Source organism: Paenibacillus aestuarii (assembly GCF_027789125.1).
GTDB lineage: Bacteria > Bacillota > Bacilli > Paenibacillales > NBRC-103111 > Paenibacillus_E > Paenibacillus_E aestuarii.
The window spans coordinates 173,220-192,455 of the sequence record NZ_JAQFVF010000002.1 but is presented as its reverse complement, the minus strand read 5'-3'; the positions used below and the strand labels follow the sequence as shown (position 1 = coordinate 192,455).

General features: G+C 50.7%; 15 protein-coding genes. All 15 read right to left on the bottom strand.

Annotation, left to right across the window (positions count from 1 at the left end; all coding sequences use genetic code 11):
- Positions 1-301: 301 nt before the first annotated feature.
- The 15 genes from O9139_RS01265 to O9139_RS01195 all read right to left on the bottom strand — a co-directional run bounded on the left by O9139_RS01265 (position 302) and on the right by O9139_RS01195 (position 19,231).
- Positions 302-1,174 (bottom strand): 5'-3' exonuclease, encoded by an 873-nt coding sequence (locus tag O9139_RS01265; protein WP_270877623.1) that lies wholly within the window; start codon positions 1,172-1,174, stop codon positions 302-304.
- Between the two features lie 123 nt (positions 1,175-1,297).
- Positions 1,298-1,846 (bottom strand): NADPH-dependent FMN reductase, encoded by a 549-nt coding sequence (ssuE, locus tag O9139_RS01260; RefSeq protein WP_270877622.1) that lies wholly within the window; start codon positions 1,844-1,846, stop codon positions 1,298-1,300.
- Between the two features lie 162 nt (positions 1,847-2,008).
- Positions 2,009-5,269 carry a glycosyltransferase family 39 protein gene (locus tag O9139_RS01255; protein WP_270877621.1) on the bottom strand — a complete coding sequence of 1,087 codons (3,261 nt, stop codon included), beginning with the start codon at positions 5,267-5,269 and terminating at the stop codon, positions 2,009-2,011.
- A 125-nt stretch (positions 5,270-5,394) separates the two neighbouring features.
- Positions 5,395-5,622, bottom strand: a complete 228-nt coding sequence (locus O9139_RS01250; RefSeq protein ID WP_270877620.1) for a DUF7667 family protein — start codon at positions 5,620-5,622, stop codon at positions 5,395-5,397.
- Between the two features lie 89 nt (positions 5,623-5,711).
- The gene (locus O9139_RS01245; RefSeq protein WP_270877619.1) at positions 5,712-6,377 is read right to left on the bottom strand and encodes a hypothetical protein; all 666 of its coding nucleotides are present in this window, start codon (positions 6,375-6,377) and stop codon (positions 5,712-5,714) included.
- 24 nt (positions 6,378-6,401) lie between these two features.
- The gene (locus tag O9139_RS01240) at positions 6,402-9,131 is read right to left on the bottom strand and encodes a glycoside hydrolase family 38 N-terminal domain-containing protein (protein ID WP_270877618.1); all 2,730 of its coding nucleotides are present in this window, start codon (positions 9,129-9,131) and stop codon (positions 6,402-6,404) included.
- Positions 9,132-9,143: 12 nt separating this feature from the next.
- Entirely contained in the window at positions 9,144-10,424 is a 1,281-nt protein-coding gene (locus O9139_RS01235; protein WP_270877617.1) for a CehA/McbA family metallohydrolase, read from the bottom strand.
- 42 nt (positions 10,425-10,466) lie between these two features.
- Entirely contained in the window at positions 10,467-11,333 is an 867-nt protein-coding gene (locus O9139_RS01230) for a carbohydrate ABC transporter permease (protein WP_270877616.1), read from the bottom strand.
- 10 nt (positions 11,334-11,343) lie between these two features.
- Complete coding sequence (locus O9139_RS01225) at positions 11,344-12,219, bottom strand: ABC transporter permease subunit (protein ID WP_270877615.1); 876 nt, start codon at positions 12,217-12,219, stop codon at positions 11,344-11,346.
- An 80-nt stretch (positions 12,220-12,299) separates the two neighbouring features.
- A complete protein-coding gene (locus tag O9139_RS01220; protein ID WP_270877614.1) occupies positions 12,300-13,733 on the bottom strand; it encodes an extracellular solute-binding protein in 1,434 nt (477 codons plus the stop codon).
- Between the two features lie 120 nt (positions 13,734-13,853).
- On the bottom strand, positions 13,854-14,855 hold the full coding sequence (locus tag O9139_RS01215; RefSeq protein ID WP_270877613.1) for a LacI family DNA-binding transcriptional regulator: 1,002 nt from the start codon (positions 14,853-14,855) through the stop codon (positions 13,854-13,856).
- Between the two features lie 360 nt (positions 14,856-15,215).
- Entirely contained in the window at positions 15,216-15,407 is a 192-nt protein-coding gene (locus O9139_RS01210) for a hypothetical protein (RefSeq protein ID WP_270877612.1), read from the bottom strand.
- Positions 15,408-15,646: 239 nt separating this feature from the next.
- A complete protein-coding gene (locus tag O9139_RS01205) occupies positions 15,647-16,828 on the bottom strand; it encodes a DNA sulfur modification protein DndB (protein WP_270877611.1) in 1,182 nt (393 codons plus the stop codon).
- Positions 16,828-17,964 carry a DNA sulfur modification protein DndB gene (locus O9139_RS01200; protein ID WP_270877610.1) on the bottom strand — a complete coding sequence of 379 codons (1,137 nt, stop codon included), beginning with the start codon at positions 17,962-17,964 and terminating at the stop codon, positions 16,828-16,830. Before O9139_RS01200 ends, O9139_RS01205 begins: the two co-directional genes overlap by 1 nt.
- Positions 17,965-18,055: 91 nt before the next feature.
- The gene (locus O9139_RS01195; protein ID WP_270877609.1) at positions 18,056-19,231 is read right to left on the bottom strand and encodes an aminotransferase class I/II-fold pyridoxal phosphate-dependent enzyme; all 1,176 of its coding nucleotides are present in this window, start codon (positions 19,229-19,231) and stop codon (positions 18,056-18,058) included.
- Positions 19,232-19,236 lie beyond the last annotated feature (5 nt).

The following is a 19,236-nucleotide window of genomic DNA, read 5'->3' as shown; positions in this document are numbered from 1 at the left end:
CCCCCCCTCTAGTCCGGTTTTGCCCAGTTACAGAGGGGCGCTTACGCTCAAACTCCGCTCCAGTCCGATTTTGCCGAACTGCAGGGGCCAAATTGCCGCCTATCGCCAAAACAGCTCGCTTTAATCAGGCAAAATCGGACTACAGCCACCATTCCCCCCGACGGACGCCTGCAATTGGGCAAAACCGGACTGCAGCCACTAGCGTTGGCACTCCGACAGCTGGACAGCTCTAAGCTCCGGCACTCACCACGCCAAACAAACAAAACAAAAAAACAAGGCCAAATCAGCCTTGTTTCATCAATCAAATCAATCGCATCAAGCCCTTGTAGTCAATTTCCTCGAACTTCTGAACGACCTTGTCGCGGTCCATCGCCCACTCGCAATCCTCCAGTGCGCAGGCCACCGGCGCATCCAGACGGATCCGTGCCAGATCACGGGACAAATGCAGCATGTCGAGCTCTGCCTCGATCTTCGCGCGAACGCCCTTAGGCAGCGAAGCCAGGTTCTCAAGAATACCATCGATGTCCTGGTATTCGATGAGCAGCTTGGTCGCGGTTTTTTCGCCAATGCCTTTCACGCCCGGGTAGTTGTCAGCCGTATCGCCTGTCAGCCCTTTCAGATCGATAATCTGTGGCGGGGTTAAGCTCTTCTCATCCATGAGTGTTTCCAGATTATACACCATATAATTGGAGTGACCTTTTTTCATGATGATCACTTCGGTATTTTCATTGACCAACTGCAGCATATCATGATCGCCGGTAAGAATTTGCACCTTCGTTTGCGTGCTGTATGTACGGGCCAGTGTGCCGATGCAGTCATCCGCTTCGTACCCGGAAACGCCGACATTCGGAATGTTGAAGCTCTCCGTCACTTCCTTAACCAAATCGAACTGCGGAATCAGCTCCTCCGGAGCGTCCCCGCGATTTGCTTTGTACGCCTCGAATTTCTCCGAGCGGAACGTCTTGCTTCCCATATCCCAGCAGCAGACAACATGTGTGGGCTTGAATGTTTGAATCGCGTCCAGCATATATCGCAGAAACCCGTAAACCGCATTTATCGGTGTTCCCGAGGTCGTTCTCATAATGTAGCCGCTCGACGATGTCGCGTAGAAGCCACGGAATAATAAAGCCATTCCGTCAACAAGCAGGACGGAACTTGAGGATGGTTGAGACAACAGAAATCTCTCCTTCAAAAATAATAGATAGAGTGCTATGAGCATTATATCACGGGACTACCCGCCCGGCACGCAAAAAACCGCCACTGGCAAAAGGTGCTAGTGACGGCTGATCTAATTATTTTAAGAGGAACGGCTTGTATGCCACTTAATTTCCTGGATGAATTCAGAGACGGATTCGTGCAAACGAGCAGCAATCTCATCATCGAGAATGGCCTGGCCTTGGTCGCCCCAAGTCACTTGTTTATCGAGCACGTACACGCCCTGCAAAATGTTCTGCGCCCCCAAGGAGGAGAGCACCGGCTTTAACGCATAATCGATGGCCAGCAAATGGGCAATCGTTCCGCCTACGGCCAGAGGGAGGACAAGTTTGCCTTCCAGCCCTTTTTGCGGGAGCAGGTCGAGAAATGCTTTTAGCACACCGGTGTAAGCGGCTTTGTATACGGGAGTAGCCACAAAGACAGCGTCTGCTTCGGCAACAAGCTTATTCGCACTCACGATCGCTTCACTATCGAACTTGGCGTACAGCAGATCTTCCGCCGGGATGTCGCGAACCTTGATCCACTCCACGTCCAGCCCCGCTTGCAGCAGTTCGGATTTGGCAGCTTCGATCACGCCGTGCAATCTCGATGTTGGTGTAGGACTGCCTGAGATAATTACAACTTTGGCCATGTCATTCACGCTCCATTTTCATCATTAGTGGTGCAAAAAAGACTCCGCTCCTCTGTCTTGCGAGCAAAGGGGGGAGTCTCCAGCAGTCCGGTCGACTTGATTAATCCATAGTAATTTACTTGGAATAATCTTACCATCGCTCTTCCCTTAACGTCAATACTTTTAAAAGAAATTCCAGCCCGGCAGCCAGCGGAGCAAGAACGTGTACGCCGCCGGAACCATCATCCCTGACAAGATGGGGTAGAACAGGATGAACAGCAGGATGACTGCTGCCATATAGCCATAGATGATGTTCCTTCTGCCCATCGACTGCGGTTTTTCTTGCATAAATTCCTGGATATAGTAAGCCAGCATCAGTACGAGGAATGGAACCATCGCAAAATAATGATAAATGAACGTCAATCTTGGCACGAGAATCCAAGGCAAATATTGCGAGCAGTACGCGATCAATAGCAGGCGCAGCTTTTTATCGTTGCGCTTGAAGACGAGATAGAACGACATCAGAACGCTCACAAAACCCGGCCACCAGACGAGCGGATTGCCGAAGGAGACAATGCTGGAAACGACGCCCGGCGGCATCAGCTTCGCTTGATAGTACCAGATCGGCCGCAGCATCAGCGGCCACTCCCACCACGGTGAGGAGAACGGGTGTGTCGCTACGAGATTTTTATGGTAGTTGTACATATGCACCTGGTAGGCCCATAAATCTTTGAGGCCATGGCCCGGTCCAGGCACCATCATGAACGGAATATACGCTAATACATAAACAATAACCGGTATAAGGACAAAAGTAAGCACACACCAAGCGAGCGTCAGCAGTGTATTCTTGACAAAGCTGTTCTCAACAGTCTGCAGCCTACTGAGCTCCGTTTCCGACAAGTCCGTCGCTTCCTCGTATGCACCAGGCTTTTTTACGATCCCGCGCAACAAACGGCGGGCAAATCGATACTCGCCATAGCGTTCGATCAAGGTTAGCAGCAGCAGCAGCGCCAGTCCCGCTCCGCCATAGATCACGATCCATTTGGAGGCGGCGCCGATGCCAAAAAACAAACCAGACAACCCGAGTGGCACTAACGTTGTCCATAGCCTCTCGCGATAGAAACTAAGTGTCGTGTACCGGTACATAAAGTAGAACATCAGCATGATGAAGAATACGCCGTACACATCAATCGTCGCAATCCGTGTCTGTGCAAAATGCATAAAATCAAAGGTCAACAGAAACGCGGCGATGAACGCATATTCAGAGCGGCCGAACATCCGCTTCGCGAACACGTACATCACAGGGATCATAGCGACGCCAAATAGGGTACCGACGATTCTCCAGCCGAACGGATTGAGTCCGAACACATAGATGCCGAGTGAAATCAAGATTTTGCCGAGCGGCGGATGTGTACTTTCGTACGGTTCGATCTTGTGCAAATGCTCGTACGCTGTGCGCGCATGGTAGATTTCATCAAAATAGGAGCCGTTCATATATGTAGGCGTGTATGGCACGGTATCGGCCTCATCGAAGAGCAGCGCCGGATTGCCCTCGTCAGCGCTGCTGACTTCCTGCCCCATCACTTGCGCAATGGGGATGATCGCTGAACTGCCGTCCCCAAAAAATCCGATCTCATGCAAATGCAGCGCGGCGCTTTCTTGTGAATCGACGGCGATTTTCACGTAGCGCGCTTCCATCTTAGGCTCAACCGTCGTCCAAGTGAACACTTTGGTATGGTCGGATTTGACCGGCATTTGATCTTTCCACGCCTTGCCATCCATAGAAAACCAATATGAATAGGCGCCTTCGCCTACGCCGGCAAAGCTGTTGATTCGCGTCAAGTTATGCGGAGCGCCGAGATCGACGATGACGGACTCCCCTGACTTTTCAGGCTTCCAGAAAGTAACCGGGTCCTTATGCCCGCCAAGGTGGAATAGCGCAATGATCGTATAGATCAGGACTAAACCGCCTAAATACCAAGCATCTTTTTTGCTGAAAAAACGTCCTTTACCGCTTCTCTCGATTTCATCTGCAGGAGCATTGAATAGGGCATCCCACTTTTTAGAAAATGCATCTTGGGCTCGATCCACAACCGGGTGCGATGCGTTAGCGATGATGGCTTCCTGATCCTCCTGATCCTCCTGTTCCTCCAGCTCCTCTTGTTCCTCGAGTTGTTCCCCATCTAGTTGTCGATTCACGAAAAGCCTCCATCCCAATAAACTGGCGTATCCCAGCAAAATAACGTTCGCCGCCGAAATCACCAGCATCAACGCGTCGTAACGCGGAATGTGGTAATCCTGATGAAAACTGCGCAGCAGCACGTCCGCTACGTTGATAAAATGAGTGAAGCTGAACCCGATGAACAGCCACAGGATTCGGCGGTCTTTGAGATAAATAAAGCTGGTCAGCGCCAGGAGCAGTCCATAGTGCAGATAGCGTTCATGCATTTTGGTCATAACCATGAATACGGCTGTAATAAACAGGAACGCCACATAGAAGAGGGCGCCTGTCCGCCCTTTGCTGCGGATATATAACCAGCACGTGTAAATAATCGCCAACGCCATCAGCACATTACCTAAACTTTGGTAAGAAATATGCATGAAGCTCTTGGTCATATCGATGAAGTTACCGCCGAGCAAGGCCATCAGATTGAAAGCATTCAAGGAAGCGTACGGATAGGAAGACAGCGTTCCGGCATACAGATCAATCAGCCAGCCGTATCCCCGGCCAATCGCGAAAGGGAGTGCCAAAATGATGATCGTCGCCGCTCCGCTCAGCACGCTGAGCACGAAAGTCATCACATCGCGGCGGCGGATGACGTCAATCAGCAGGAAGACGCCGAACAGCAAAGCCTGCGGCTTGAGCAGAATCGCCAGCGCGATGAACACCGATGCCTGCGGAAGCTTGCCTTGCTGCTGCTTATACAGCGTGCCTAAAATAAACAGCATGAAGAAAGAATCGACTTGCCCCCAGATCGCCGAGTTGGCCCAGATGGCCGGATCGAAGACGAAGAGGGCGGCCATTCCGAATGCTTGCAGCCACGTCCATGTCCGGCCGCCGTCGTCTTGCGCCTGCAAGGCCAGCCGATAAATCAAATAAGCGGTTACAACATCCGCCAAGATGGCGGGTATCTTGAGGAACATGAGCGACGCGGCGCTTTCCCACGGAATCGAAAGCTTATGATGAAGCATGCCGACCATATACAGGACGTACATATAGCCCGGCGGGTAGTCGAGAAAATAGCTTTTGGCATCAGTATACAGCTGGGAAAGCCCTACCGTATAGGCGCGATCGGACCAGGCCAGAAAGGTCTTCACATCCGTATCGTAGCCGATCCAAATCGGAGCAATAATGAGGCGCCAGAGCAGCGCCAATAGCAGAAGCAAGCTGAGGAACAGCATTCCTCTGGTGGAGCTCTTCCGTTGCTGGTACCAGCTTAACATGCAGCAATCTCCTTTTTCCCATATGATGACTATTCCATTATACCCGTCCGACATTCGGTAGAAAAGGAAAAAAGCACCGGCGCCGGCGGGGCCATCGACAACATGCGTCAATCAGCCCCGGCGTGTCAGTGCTTGGGTTCTAGCTTCTCAATGCGCTCGCAAATCTCATGCAGCCACTCGTAATCGCCTGTCAGCGACGCGCAAAGCGATAAATTATCGAGCTTCAAGCGACTCCACACATACGTCGCGTTCGCTTCCAGACACAGCATCAGTTCATCCTGCTCTGTCTTCGTCAGCTCCCGCCCTCTGCGCAGCGTCCATAATTCGGCCATGCGTTGATGAACAGCCAACATCGTTCAGTGCCCCCATATGCATGCTGTGATATCTAACATTAAGCAGTATGGACAACGATGCGCTTTTTGAAACAGGCCGCCTTACCTGCTTACTTTTCTATGCCGGCGCAGATTTCCACAATGCGCTCTTCGATGCGCTTCGGTATTTCTACGAATAATTCGCTCCATGGCACATACAGCGCTTCAGGTATCGCATAAGGGACAAATTCCATCGAAGGAACGAAGCGGAACGTCTGCAAATACGTTTCGACGACCCGGTCGATTTCCTCATTGCTCTCGTAGACGCCTTTGAATGCGTCGGTCACGATCAATCCCATATTGCCGGCGTCCTCGTTCGTACACGTGTATAAATTCGGAATCAGCTCAAAGAGCTCCAAAAGCGGAGAGAAAGCGTGTTTGCCCGGCTGGGAGTACAGCTTGACATGCGTGCCATCCTCGATGTTACTGCGGTCTTTCAACAGCCCCTTCATATAGCGGCCATGCGAGCTCGCTTCGCAATCCAACACCTCGCCGTCATGGCCGACGAACACCCATACATGCTCAAGCTCATACAAATGCTGAATATCGTAGTCCCAGTAGATCGCGTACTCGATGACATATTGAAGCTTTGGATGTTTAAAATCGAACAGGCGCGGGAAGGAAGGGGACGCCCCAGGTCCGGTCAATACGGTAGCGCCGACTTTGACAGGAAAGAAAGGCTCATTACGGTCAAAATAAATAGAAGGCGCGTATTTTTTCAACAGCTCGATATCCAAGTATGTTCATCCCTTTTCTATGAATTAGATGATAACCCTTAACGTATGTACCTCAAATCCATTGCTCACAAAACGTACCTGCTTGCCCCCGGACTCCTGCGAGAAGGCCAGTGACTGACCATCCCAACCATCCACGTCCCGCTCCAGCAGATCCGTCTTTTTCACCGCTTGCACGCGATCCGTGAACGAGACGGTGACTGCTCTTTTCTCCCCCGTCCACTCCCGAAGCCGTAAAATATAGCCCTCTCCGTCCTCCGCCGGCTTGAAGCTGATGACCGCCATGCCTTCGAGATCGTGCGCCAGCATATCCACGGCCCCCTCAGATAATGGCGCCGGCGCAGCCTGGATCGCGATTGCAGGATTCATCGTTTCCTGGGCGATTCGCCAGACCTCCGCTTCTTGCCACTCGCCTTGATGCGGCACGAGTCGGAACCGGTAACGCAAGTCTCCACCGGTCCACTGCGGGAAGTTCGTTCCCCACCAATTGTTGAACAGATTGAAGTTGAGCTCAGGCTTCTCCGGCTTATAAGCGTGTTCAAAGTCCCACATGCCGTTTCGGCCAATAAAAAATAACGGCGTATCCAGCGGAATGACCGCCATGCCGACAGAACCGTTGGAGATGTCGACGAAATATTCCAGGCAGTTGAGCAGTGTGCTGGAAGAAGGAACCAAGTCTGTGCAAGGATCGATCACACTGCCCAGCTTGTTGATGCGATATTGCGGACGATCCAGCTTCAGCGGGAACAAAATGTGCCCGGACTCCGCAAGCGGCGTCTCTTCCTTGCTGTGCAGCTGCCACTCCATATCGAGATATGGCGCATCCGTCATCGTCAGGCTCCAAGTGATTGCGCCGGCGTTGCCGTATTCCGTTACGGATGCAGCCGGGCTGCCTGCCGTTACTTCCACGCGTACAGATGAACCTTCCTGCACGAGCCGGATATCTTTCAGCTGCGTATGGTACGATAGCCGCTGCTGCTGCTCCGGATATCCGGTTTTGCCGAAATCGTGCACACCCCAGTCATAAAAACGATAGGCGTATTTTTTCAAATAACGCGTAATTTCCTGATTCGAATAGATGTTATATTCGTATTGACCGAAGCCGTAAGCGCCGCTGTTGTCGACCCACTCTTTGCCCAGGCGCTTATCCCATAAGCTGCTGACAAAGCCGCTGGAACGGTCGATCTTGACTACGAAGTGCGGGTTCTCCAGGATCACTTCCCGCTCGGTCATGTGACCTGTCACTGTGTCAGCATGCGGTTTTACTTGCGCTTGAGCCTGCTTAGGGACACGCACAATCGTCTTGAAGCCTAGCGCAGGCAGGCTCTTCACCATCGCCCGGGCGCCGGTTTCGCCCGGCACGAGCTCCAGCGGTTCGCCGGTAACACCGTCGACCCATTGCTCATCATGCCTAGGGAGATCCTCGCTAGGGATCACAATGACAGCGTCTCGCGTCCAGCCCAGATGGTTGTAGACTCTGCGCGTGCCGCTTGATTGGCGCTCAACTACAGCAGCACCACTAGTATCAGCTTCCACCGCCGCCACGGCAGCTTCCGCCATCGCCGTAGTGCCGGGCGCCACTTCATCCGCAACAGCGCCGCCAATCGCCGCCATCGCGTTCTCCAGCTCCAGCTCCGCCCGGTTCAGGTAGTCGATCTGCTCCTGCCACGAATGCTCCATGCGCTGATAGCGCTCGCTGCGCTTCTCCTTCAGGAACGATTGCTTATCGTATCCCTCACGCGGGAATAGAAATGTTTTGCAATCCATGCCCCAAGTGTGCTCGCCGAACAGCAGGGTGTGCTCATAGCTCTTATCAATGCTTATCTTGGCCTCCCGGCTGATCTCCGTCCCTTCAAGGATCGCGTCGACGGACAAAGCGCTCTCGGCAGCAGCCAGACGCCCTCTCATCTCCCGCACACGCGAAACCTGCTTAGGCGCCGTGCCTACCCCATGAATCCACGCGTCCGCCAGGTCCCCGCGCACGACAGGCAAATTCGGCCCCCGCGAAAGGAAATCCTCCGCGAAGTCCCCCAAGCTGCCGATATGCAGCTCTGCCTTCAAACCTTTCGCCGCGATCGATGCTTTCATCTCTTCAATAATCGAAGCATCATGCGGTCCGTGGTTATCGCTCGTTTGGATCATCGCCAGCCATACCGGGTGCTCCCAATCGTCAGGCGGCAAAATGCCCGTGCCATATGATCCCTTGGCATACAGCGTCAGCAGCCGCTCTCCGTCCGGGCCTTCCCAGAAAAAGACAGGCGGCACATCGGGCGGTGTCGAAGCCGGGTTGCAGCCCATGTGCAGAATCTGCACGCCGGCTTTTTTCAACAGCGACGGCACGCTCCAGGTATGGCCGGGCACATCCGTCATTTTCGCATCCTTCGGGTCATAGCCATACTGCTCGGTTAGCGCGCGCGAGACATACATGCCGCGAATCCATTCCTCCAAGCCGCAGAACTCGGTATGCGTGGTATATGGAAGTTTATGCCAAATTAGCTGGCGTTTCTGTATGAGTTCTTGCGCCTTCAACTGATCGGCTTCCGAGCTGCCCTCCAGGGATTGCAGCAAAGGCCAGGAAGACATCGTCCATACGTATTTTTCGTGTTCAGCATGGTCTTGGGTCCGATCGCAGATGTCGATAACATCTTGGAGCATCTCCGTCCGATATCGTTCCACGACATCCGACACCCATCCCGTAAAACCGATGTCAAAATGCGTTTTAAATACAACATATATTTTTTCTAAAGTTTGCGTCATCCTTCTGTCCCCTTACCTGATATAAATCGGATTAGTCAACCCTGCCAGCAATGGCTGATCAGCCGATGCAAAACGCCGCCATACTTCCGCCCTGTAGAACAGACGGTTTGCCGAATCCGCTTCGATATCAAGCGTAGACTCGTTCGTCACCTTGATTTCGCGCTCCACGCCGAGATTGCTGATCAATTTCACTTGATCGCCGGCTTGCAAATGTTCAACATGCAGCTTCACAGGCGTGCTTTCCGCCGATGCCAGGACCGTATCTCCCATCATGTACACACCGCATGTCAGCTCCATGAACGGTCCTTCCGGCGAATACGTAATGAACACTCGCCCTTGTCCGATCCCGTTCAAAATGCCTGCGGCCGTCTTCGTCTCCGCCAGCACCCAGGTGCACGGCATCGCATGCTTGACGAACGGATCCGGCCGATGCACATCACTGCCGCCGACAGCCACGAGCTTGCGCCCAGCCACCAGCTGCTCGTGCCACCACTGGCAAGCGCGAACGTTGCGCTCTGTAAAAGGCCCGTTCCACACCTCCACCCAATCATGGTCCACCTGGAAGGTCCACTCCCAAGGGCACCAGTCACAGTGTGGATGGTTCAGCACAATCTTGGCTCCGCGTTCACGCGCCATGCGGATGCGCTCATGGACATCGCCTTCGTTCGCCACGCGGAAGTCGTCGCAAGGGTCCGCCACACCGAGGAAATTGCTGTGCCCGAAGTTCGTCGTGAACTCCATCCCCGGAATCATGACAACGTTCTTGTTGCGGGGATACATCAAGTTCTGGCTGACCGCGTTATGATCGGTCATCGCGATGAAGTCGCAGCCAAGCTCCTCCATAATGGCTGCATTCTCCTCCAGCGTGTGCGTGCCGTCGCTATGCACGCTGTGCGTATGCAGATCACCCTTGAGCCAGCGGGGCGCCATCAATTGAAAAGTTGCCGTCACCGTGACGGTGCAACCTTCCTTCGGCACTTTGTAGGCGTTGTGGACGACAGCCCACGAGCCAGGTGCCAACTCGCCCGGAATATATCCTGGCGTCGCTTGCTCAAGCCCGATGACAAATTCGCTTCGGGCCCCTCCGCTCCATCCTCGAAGCCGCCGTCCATCCCTGACACCGAGGTCGATCACGGCCTTTCCTTCGCCATGAGATTCAACCTCATACATGATATGAAGGTTCTCCACACGCTCCGGCATTTCGAACGGCACTTCAATATAAGTGCTCTGCTCTTTATGCTCGATGAGGCGTTGGAATACCGCTGTAATAACATTTTTCTCTCTGTTCATCATTTACTGCTGTTCTCCCTTCGGCTTGTGTATAGGTGGGCGAGGCTACTCTTTGTTGGCGCCGACCATGATGCCTTTGACAAAATATTTTTGCACATAAGGATAAATGATAATCAGCGGAAGCAAGGCTATCACGATACCGGCCATCCGGACATTGGTCGTAATCATAAACGTGCTCGAGGTGGCGTCCGTATCGATAATCAACGCTTTAAGCGCAATTTGCAGCGTATATTTGGCATGATTATTAATGTACAACAGCGCCGGCATAAATTGATTCCAACGGGATACAAATTCAAATAAGGTTATGGTGGCAAGGCCTGCTCTGGCGAGAGGCAGATACATCGTGAAGAAAATGCGGAAATCGCCGGCGCCGTCAATACGTGCCGATTCATTCATCTCCACCGGCACCGTTTCAAAGAAGTTGCGCATTAGCAGCACGCTAAAGCCCGAAACAAGCCCATAGTTAATCAGTGATGTCAAAGAATTCAACAAGCCAAACTCTTTATTGATTACATAAAGAGGAATCATAATCGACTCCGCTGGGATCGTCATCGTTAATAAGATCAAGGAAACAATCATCTTTTTGCCAGGTAGGCCTTTTTGCACAAGCACATAACCGGCCATTGCGCTGAGAATGACATGCGCGAGCGTACCGACAAGCGTAACGATGATATTGTTTTGAAAAGGAAGATATAACTGCATACGGTTCCAGACCGTCGAGAAGCCTTCGATACTGAATGGCTTAGGCCAGAGCACAATGCCCGGCTGCATCGAATTGAAATTGGTTGAGAATGCCAGCGCAAATGTATTCAATAGCGGAATGATCATGGTTGCAACCAACACAAGCAAAAAGATGATGTTCACCACATCAAAAATCCGGCCGCCCAAGCTGGGCTTTTGTAACGTATTCATGTGAGCCGCTTCACCCCTCGTCGTATCGGATTAACAGTCTTACCGCGAACGTAATGACCAGTGTGGCAATAATGAGCAGAAAGCCTGCTGCCGTCGCTGGACCGACTTTAAACTCCAAAATCCCTTTTTGAAACGTGTACATCATGAGCACATCCACTTTGGGGGCAATAGCGCCGTTTCGCATCGCGACAATTTGATCGAAAATTCGCAAAATGCCCAGCACGTTCAGCATAATAACGACCTTCATGGTGCTGTACAAATGCGGAATCGTGACATAGCGGACTAATTGCCAACGGCTTGCTCCATCGATTCTGGCCGCCTCATAGAGTGAAGGATTAATGGAGACAATTGTGGCCAAGTACAAAATACAGTAATAACCCATTTCCTTCCAAACGTAGGAAAAAACGATAACTGGACGAGCAAAGGACGAGTCGGACATGAAATTGATCGGCTTCTCTTGGCCGAGCGCGTGCAGCAGTTGATTGACAATCCCTGTATCGGGGGCAAGCAGCATAATCCACATACCGCCAACGACAACCCACGAAAATAAATGCGGGAGATACACGATCGTTTGCGTAAGCTTTTTAAACCATGTCTGGAAAACTTCGCTTAATGACAGAGCAAGCACAATCGGCATGATGAACCCGATGACGAGTATGCCGCTGCCGATAATCAGTGTGTTGGCAAAAGCGTCCCAGAACGTGGAGTCTGTCAATACGGTCTGGTAATTTTGAAACCCGACAAAGGGCTTATTGCCGATGAGACGAAAATCCTGAAAGCTGATGACAATTCCTCGCACCAATGGATAATAGGAAAATAAACAGAACCAGGCCATAATGGGCAGTATCATGATATATAACGATTTGAACTTCCAAATAGCTTTCAACCCATGGTCACCGCCTTACCAGTTAATAGAATGGAAGAGAGGGAGTGATTGTTGCCGCACGACTCCCCCTCCAAATCAAACTAATCGATCAATTTCTTCGCCTTTAATTGCTCACGCATTTTTTTCACAGCATCAGCCGCAGGCATTTCGCCAAGAATCGCCTTGAAGGAGTATTCGTTAATGATTTTCTCGGCATCTGCCCAGTTCGGAGGCGTCAGCTCTACGGTTGCATATTTCATGACAAGATCCTGCGCCTCTTGAACACCTTTCAGTTTCGGGAAGGCCGGTTGAACGCTCTTGTTGTACCAGAAAGGCACCCCGTGGTCGGAAGCATGCTCTTTACCCGCTTGCGTCAATTCATATTTGCCGTCTTTTTCTGTGTAGTCTTGATCTTTAATACCAAGGCTGCCCAGTGTAATACCCGGTTGAGTATGCCACCATTCGATAAACTCAAACGCTGTTTTCGGATGCTCGGCATTCACTGGAATAACCCATACGTCTGGATCTCCACGACGCAGCATGTTTTTACCGCTTGGATCTGTAACGCCTGGAAGTCCTTTAGCTTCGAACTTCGTATTTGGATCTTGTTGCAGTCTGGCGTTGTTCAGCAATCCGACCCATGCATCCCAATACGTAATGATGCCGACACGGTCCGCCAGGAACGCGTTGCGCATTTTGCCAGTGTCATTCGTCGCAAAGTTCGGATCCAGAATGCCTTCTTTATAAAGCTTGTTCAGCCACTCGTACACCGGAATCGCCGCATCTGTCGAGTAAGGAACGTCCAGCTTGCCATCCTTCTCCACATAACGCTGTTTCAAACCGGCGGCAGCGAAAAATCCTTGCACGTCATTGAGACCTGCCGTCGACAATCCGTACGTGTCCTTCTTGCCGTTGCCGTCCGGATCCTGTTCGGTGAAAGCTTTCATGACGTTGTAGTAATCGTCCAGCGTCTTCGGCTCTTGCAGGTTCAACTTTTTCAGCCAGTCTTCACGGATGATCGGCATCGTTCCGCCTTGGAATTTCGTGAATACGCCGTAGATTTTGCCGTCTTTCGTTTTCAACTGATCCCATTCCTGCGTTGGGAGCACATTAGGATCCGACAATGTTTTGGATCCTTTCACTTGATCTGTCAACGGTGTCAGAACGCCTTGCGCGATCAATTTGTTCATCATGTCCTTGCTGACCTGCAGCAGGTCGAACTTCTCGCCGCCGGCGATCGCTGCCAGCAATTTTTGATCGTAATCGGACGCAGGCTTGTTAATCTTCGCCTTAATGCCTGTCAGACGCTCGATCTCTTTCTCGAACTGTGTGTTCTCTTCCGGTGTTTTACCGCCGACGACGCCGGTCATCATGTTGAGCGTACGTTCTTCTTTGTTCGCGCCTTTCGCCTGATCAGCAGGAGCAGTGGCGGAGCCTTGGTTTGATGCCGATCCGGATCCTCCGTCTGAACAACCTGCTAGTACACCTGCTACTAATGTCACCGCCACTACACTGTTTAAAAGTTTCTTCTTCATGCGTTGGTAACCTCCATTATCTTCGAAAAAGTAAATGTTGTTGTTGGCATGTTTACAAAACATTAATAAAGCGCTTACATTTTTCGTGCACTGCGTTGCAGTGGCTATTTATTTTAATAACTAACAGGACTCACGAAATACGAGCTTGGCATCGACAATTCGCTGATGAACTTTTGTGGGATCTTGCATAATTTCCAATAAAATCTTGGCGGCTTCAGCCCCGAGAACTTCCGCAGAAAGCTCGACAGACGTCAGGCTTGGCGTGGTCTCTTGAGCTAGTGTGGCATCGTTGCTCAACGCAATGACGGCAAGTTTGTCCGGGATATCAAGGCCTAGTTCTCTGGCCGCTCGCAGTACGCCAAGCGCAACCCGATCCGTATCGGTGATTACGGCGGTATAGGGCAGCTTGCCATAGGTATGTATGATCGACTCATATCCATAGTCGGATGCGTTCGTATGGTGTTGACGGGAATAGTTCATGACTGTATCGGGCGATAGCGACAATCCTTTTTGCCGGAATGCTTCGGTTAACCCGCTTTCCCTGTCCTGCGCCACCGTCATATCGGATGCAGCATTTAAAAATAAAAGCGAAGTGTGTCCGGTTTCCAGCAAATACTGGCCTACTTCATAAGCCAGCTCCTTGTTGTTATTGTCAACGTAGCTGATCTCTTCATGCAGTAGATCGGGTCTACCAACAAGCACAAGCGGCGTACCCGTCTGCTTATATCTGGCAATGCGCGAATCGTGTTTGCGGGGATTCAGCATGATTACACCGTCAACGGGATCCATGGAGAATTGTGTTACGTCATCGAGCTCCGGCAGCGAATCCAGCAGTACCCGGTAGCCTTGCTTCGAGCATTCTTTGACGACACCGCTGATCATTTGAATCTCAAACCCGGACATGGAGCTGTCTTTCGAGAGCGGCATCCTTAGTCCGACAATCATCGTTTTCTTGATTGCCAAGCTGCGCGCCACATGATTCGGATAGTACCCGAGCTCCTTGGCAATCGTTAACACTCTCTCTGTCACTTCTTTGCTGATCGGTCGTTTCTTGCTAAAAACACTGGATACCGTCCCCTTAGAAACACCAGCTAATTTTGCAACATCTTGGATGGTAGTCAATAAATTCCTCCTTCTCATAGAAATCTTATTGCTATTAAACCGGTTTAATGATGAGGCTTTATAAAAACCGGATCATTAAACCGGTTTAATTACCTCACGAATTCTATTATACAGAGCACCCAAACTATAGTAAAGCGCTTAATTAAAAATTAAAAAATGAAATTTGATAGACCCCCGGTTACACCCAAGCGCGTAAAGGGTGCGGCGAGGTCAACTGCACTGCTCGCGCTTGCAATTTCGGTAGGTGGCGGGGCTATGGAGCGCTATGCGTTCTTGCGGCTTCTCGGAGCGAACCATAAAAACAAAAAAACAAGCAAGCCAAAGGCTTGCTTGTTTTTCCTTTTTCCCAATTATCGTTCATTACGGGATGTGGATGACGTCAATTTTATTGATAGGGAAGAAGAAAACTGTTCCGTTAGCACCCGCAAGAACGACGTTTCCATTTTCAATGCCAAGGAATCTACCAGTGTGGTTAGGAGTAGTACCTGCGTGAATAGTGATAACTGTGCCAAGACCGATACGGTTCAAAGTGGCGAATACGCTGCAACTCATTGTGTATTCCTCCTTTCAAGCTTTATACGATATAGTATTCTATAACTCTCCTTTTGATATGGACGAATGTTGCGAGACAATCGTATATTCTAGCAACCAAGGAATATGAATGACATCTACGTGATCAATTGGGATAAATATGAACATGACGAGTCCGATAATACTAGAACAAATAAAAAACCTCTCTGCCCTCAACAAGCTCGTTGAGAGAGAAAGGTTTCCAATCTATCGAGTATATATTACGCAGGAGAAGCAACTTCATCTTCGCCGGCGCTTGCCGCATCTGTACCCTCCAAGAAGAACTGCACAAGTTTCACATGCTTTTTCAGTGATTTCTCGTGGATCAGATTGATTTTGCCATTATCCAGCGAACCAAAAACATAGATCAGCTCTTCATTGTCATGCGACCAGTCAAAGCCGTCGAGAATTTGCAAAGACTCTGTCCAGTCCTCATTATACTGGCCATTCGGGAACAAGAATCGGTTCGCATACAGCGCGATGCTTTCCTGAACGACACGGTTAGCGGACGTGTACTGCGCCAGGCCCGGCTGCTCCGGCATCATCGGCAGTACCGTGTTGAAGAACTGATGCAAGATCTCCACATACGTAGACGGATCTTGACGGATTTTGCGCTGCAGCTCATACGAAGGCTGCATGCGGCCGGAGAACAGCATCGTCGCCATCGCATATAACCAGCTGAAGCAGGTAAAATTGCGGTTGAACGATGTCAAATTGCTGCGTCGCTCCACGCCTGCGGCTTTCAAATACACGTTGTGATCAACAACTTGCTGGATGACCAGATTAAGCGGATCGATCGAATCGAAAGAATGGCCGAGCTCTTTGCTAACCAGCTGAACTTTCGAGTTAATATCGCCGAACAGCTGCTGCTCTTCTTCCTCTGTCAAGCCGATATAGATTTGCACGGCAAGCTGCGTTTCCATCAGGTCAAGCCGGCGGCTTTCCAACTGATTGACTGTGCCTTCCGTTTCCTCAACCTCTTGCTTCAGCTCGGCATCGTCCGGGAACTTACGCTGCTTGATTTTCAATAGCGCCAGCTTCTTCTCATACCGTCTGACTTCTTTCTGCATTTGCTCGTTCACGTAGCCGAGGGCTAGAATCCGGTGCTGACCGTCCAAAATGCTAAGCTTGGAGCCATGCTTCAGCAAAAACTCATTTTCGCCTTTCGATAGCTGTTGAACTTCTCTTAAAGACAGTGTGACCGGGCCGAAGAACACATGATCAAGCTCTCGCTCCTGCAAATAGGTCGAGATTTTGCGCCGTTGCATATTGCTCAGCTTTCGCTGCACCATCGGATCGATCATCGTATAATTCAACAGATCCTGAACGCGAAGCGCCACTGTGGAAAGGCCGAATTTTTCGCAAAACGGGTAAATCGTCATTCGAAGACGCAATCCTTCCATTAGCCCACATCCTCCTTATCACTGATGAGAAATACGTTTTTCTCCTGATAGAAGTTCTTGATGTGCTGGTACGCTTTCATGATGCGGGTCCGTCTAGGCAAACGATCTTTCTCATCGCCGACATAGATACCGTTCCAATTCATGTGCGGAAGAATTTTAAGCGCATGCTCCAAAGCGTACCGGTTGAACTTCCCGGTTTTGGTCGCTTCTTCGTGAATAAATAGCGCAAGCGCTATCTGAATATTTTCGGACCATACCAGCTCACCTTTGGTTGGTGCCGATAAATAATTCAACAATCCGTTAAAATAGGCGCCTGCCAAAACCACATGCTCCTGCAAATCTTTATCGTCGAATTGATAGCCGTTATTCCGGGCAGCCGATTTCATCCGCCCTTCGAACAAGGCCACCAAAATCTCAATTAACAGGTGGTAAGAAAACAAATATTCAGGCGATTTACCGCGTTCTGAGTACATGTCGACAGTTAAAGTCTGCATCGCAGGCGCTTTGGTTGCTAGCTCGGTCGCAGCGACATGGTAGAACCTGCGCTGGTCGCGCAGTACCGCCAAGTTGCCGCCAATTTTGCGCGGAAGCTTGTTAATGTCAGAGAACAGCTGGCGCTCTTGTCTGGCATTGATGTCCAAATAGGTCATCGTCGAAATCGGGAATGCGTATAAGCGGCGAAGTTTTTCCGTAATTTCTTCCATTTTATCGTATTCTCTGCGATCTTTGGCTCGCGCCATTTGGCTTTGGAGCGTTTCCATGATGCGCTGGAAAGCTGCCAACCGATGCTGTCCATCGACGACATACAGCTTCTCAATCGGCTGCAAACGCAGTACGTGATGCTCCTCATCATAGTGGCCGGCACCTCGCGCCGAGAAGATGATACCCGGGAAATAAATCGGCTGCCGATCTTCCAAATATAAGTTGACATAATCGATTAATTTGGAAAGATTGCGCGGAATAATAGCCCGCTGTACTTCCAAATCGACTTCATAAATTGAGAAAAGCTTGCTCATCGGCAATGTTGCCGCAATGGTCGATTGACCGAATGTCTGCCCCAATGCTCCTGGAATTTCTACGAACGATGAAGGTTTCTGTTCTGCTAATAGCTCGGATAATGATGAAATTGCATCCATATGCGTACCCCTTTCAAAACGAAAGATTTGTAAACTTCGGCATATCAGTCGACGTCTCTCATTCTCCTATTTTTACCAAAATATCTATATTTCATTCTATTGTGCGAAGCCATTGTCCAATTCGTTTTGCAGCCTCGAGTAATCTGGCCTCCTCTTGCACGAGCGCAATTCTTACAAACCCCTCCCCTTCTGCTCCGAATGCATCGCCTGGGATCACAACAACGCCAGCCTGGTACAACATTTCCCGGGAAATTTGTCGAGATGTCCAACCTTCCGGTATAGGTGCCCAGATGAACATTGTCGCTTTCGGGGGTGCGATTGGCCACCCCTCCTCTTTCAATGCCTGAAGAAATACGTTTCGTCTTCTTTCATAGACGCCCGCAACTGTATGTTCATGCTCCATGTCTTCCTCTAAGGCTGCAACGCCAGCTGCCTGAATCGCTTGAAAGACGCCATAGTCTATATTCGACTTCAGTGTTTGCAATGCCTTCACAATAGAGGCATTTCCTGTCAAAAAAGCGATTCTACATCCAGCCATGTTGAAGCTCTTCGACAACGAGTGAAATTCGACGGCAACCTCCTTTGCACCCTCAATCTCCAAAATGCTCATCGGCCGGTAACCGTCAAAAGCCATTTCGGAATAGGCGAGGTCGTGTACGACAATGAGCTGATTAGCCTTCGCATAAGCGATCAGCCGCTCGAAGAACGCCCGGTCGGCAACAGCCGACAGCGGATTGCTCGGATAATTGAGCAGAATGAACTTGGCTTTAGCCGCCACTTCAGCCGGAATCTCCTCCAGCTTCGGCAAGAAATCATGCTCCGCTCGAAGCGGCAGCAAGTAGGGTTCTACACCCGCCAGCACCAAACTGGCAGCATAAATCGGATAGCCGGGATCAGGAACAATGGCCATATCTCCCGGATCACACAACGATAACGCCAAATGCGCGAGGCCATCCTGCGAGCCCATCAATGTCAAAATCTCATGCTGCGGATCCAACGTGACGCCAAAACGGTGCTTATACCATTTTGCAACGGTGCCACGAAACTCCGGGCTGCCCTCGGATGTCGGATATCCGTACATATGCGGATTGCGGACGGCTTGTGTCAGCGCCTCGATAATCCGTTCCGACGGAGGCAGATCAGGACTGCCTATTCCTAAATCTATGACGTCGACCCCTTGGCTCATAACCTCTCTCTTCCACTGTGCTACCTCTGAAAAAATAGCTGAGCCTAACTGACTCAGCCTTCGCGATCCTGTAAATTGCATGCTTC

Coding starts and splice junctions, on each gene's coding strand:
- ssuE (WP_270877622.1), bottom strand. CDS start 1,846: ATGGCCAAAGTTGTAATTATCTCAGGCAGTCCTACACCAACATCGAGA.
- O9139_RS01255 (WP_270877621.1), bottom strand. CDS start 5,269: ATGTTAAGCTGGTACCAGCAACGGAAGAGCTCCACCAGAGGAATGCTG.
- O9139_RS01250 (WP_270877620.1), bottom strand. CDS start 5,622: ATGTTGGCTGTTCATCAACGCATGGCCGAATTATGGACGCTGCGCAGA.
- O9139_RS01240 (WP_270877618.1), bottom strand. CDS start 9,131: ATGACGCAAACTTTAGAAAAAATATATGTTGTATTTAAAACGCATTTT.
- O9139_RS01235 (WP_270877617.1), bottom strand. CDS start 10,424: ATGATGAACAGAGAGAAAAATGTTATTACAGCGGTATTCCAACGCCTC.
- O9139_RS01230 (WP_270877616.1), bottom strand. CDS start 11,333: ATGAATACGTTACAAAAGCCCAGCTTGGGCGGCCGGATTTTTGATGTG.
- O9139_RS01220 (WP_270877614.1), bottom strand. CDS start 13,733: ATGAAGAAGAAACTTTTAAACAGTGTAGTGGCGGTGACATTAGTAGCA.
- O9139_RS01210 (WP_270877612.1), bottom strand. CDS start 15,407: ATGAGTTGCAGCGTATTCGCCACTTTGAACCGTATCGGTCTTGGCACA.
- O9139_RS01205 (WP_270877611.1), bottom strand. CDS start 16,828: ATGGAAGGATTGCGTCTTCGAATGACGATTTACCCGTTTTGCGAAAAA.
- O9139_RS01200 (WP_270877610.1), bottom strand. CDS start 17,964: ATGGATGCAATTTCATCATTATCCGAGCTATTAGCAGAACAGAAACCT.
- O9139_RS01195 (WP_270877609.1), bottom strand. CDS start 19,231: ATGCAATTTACAGGATCGCGAAGGCTGAGTCAGTTAGGCTCAGCTATT.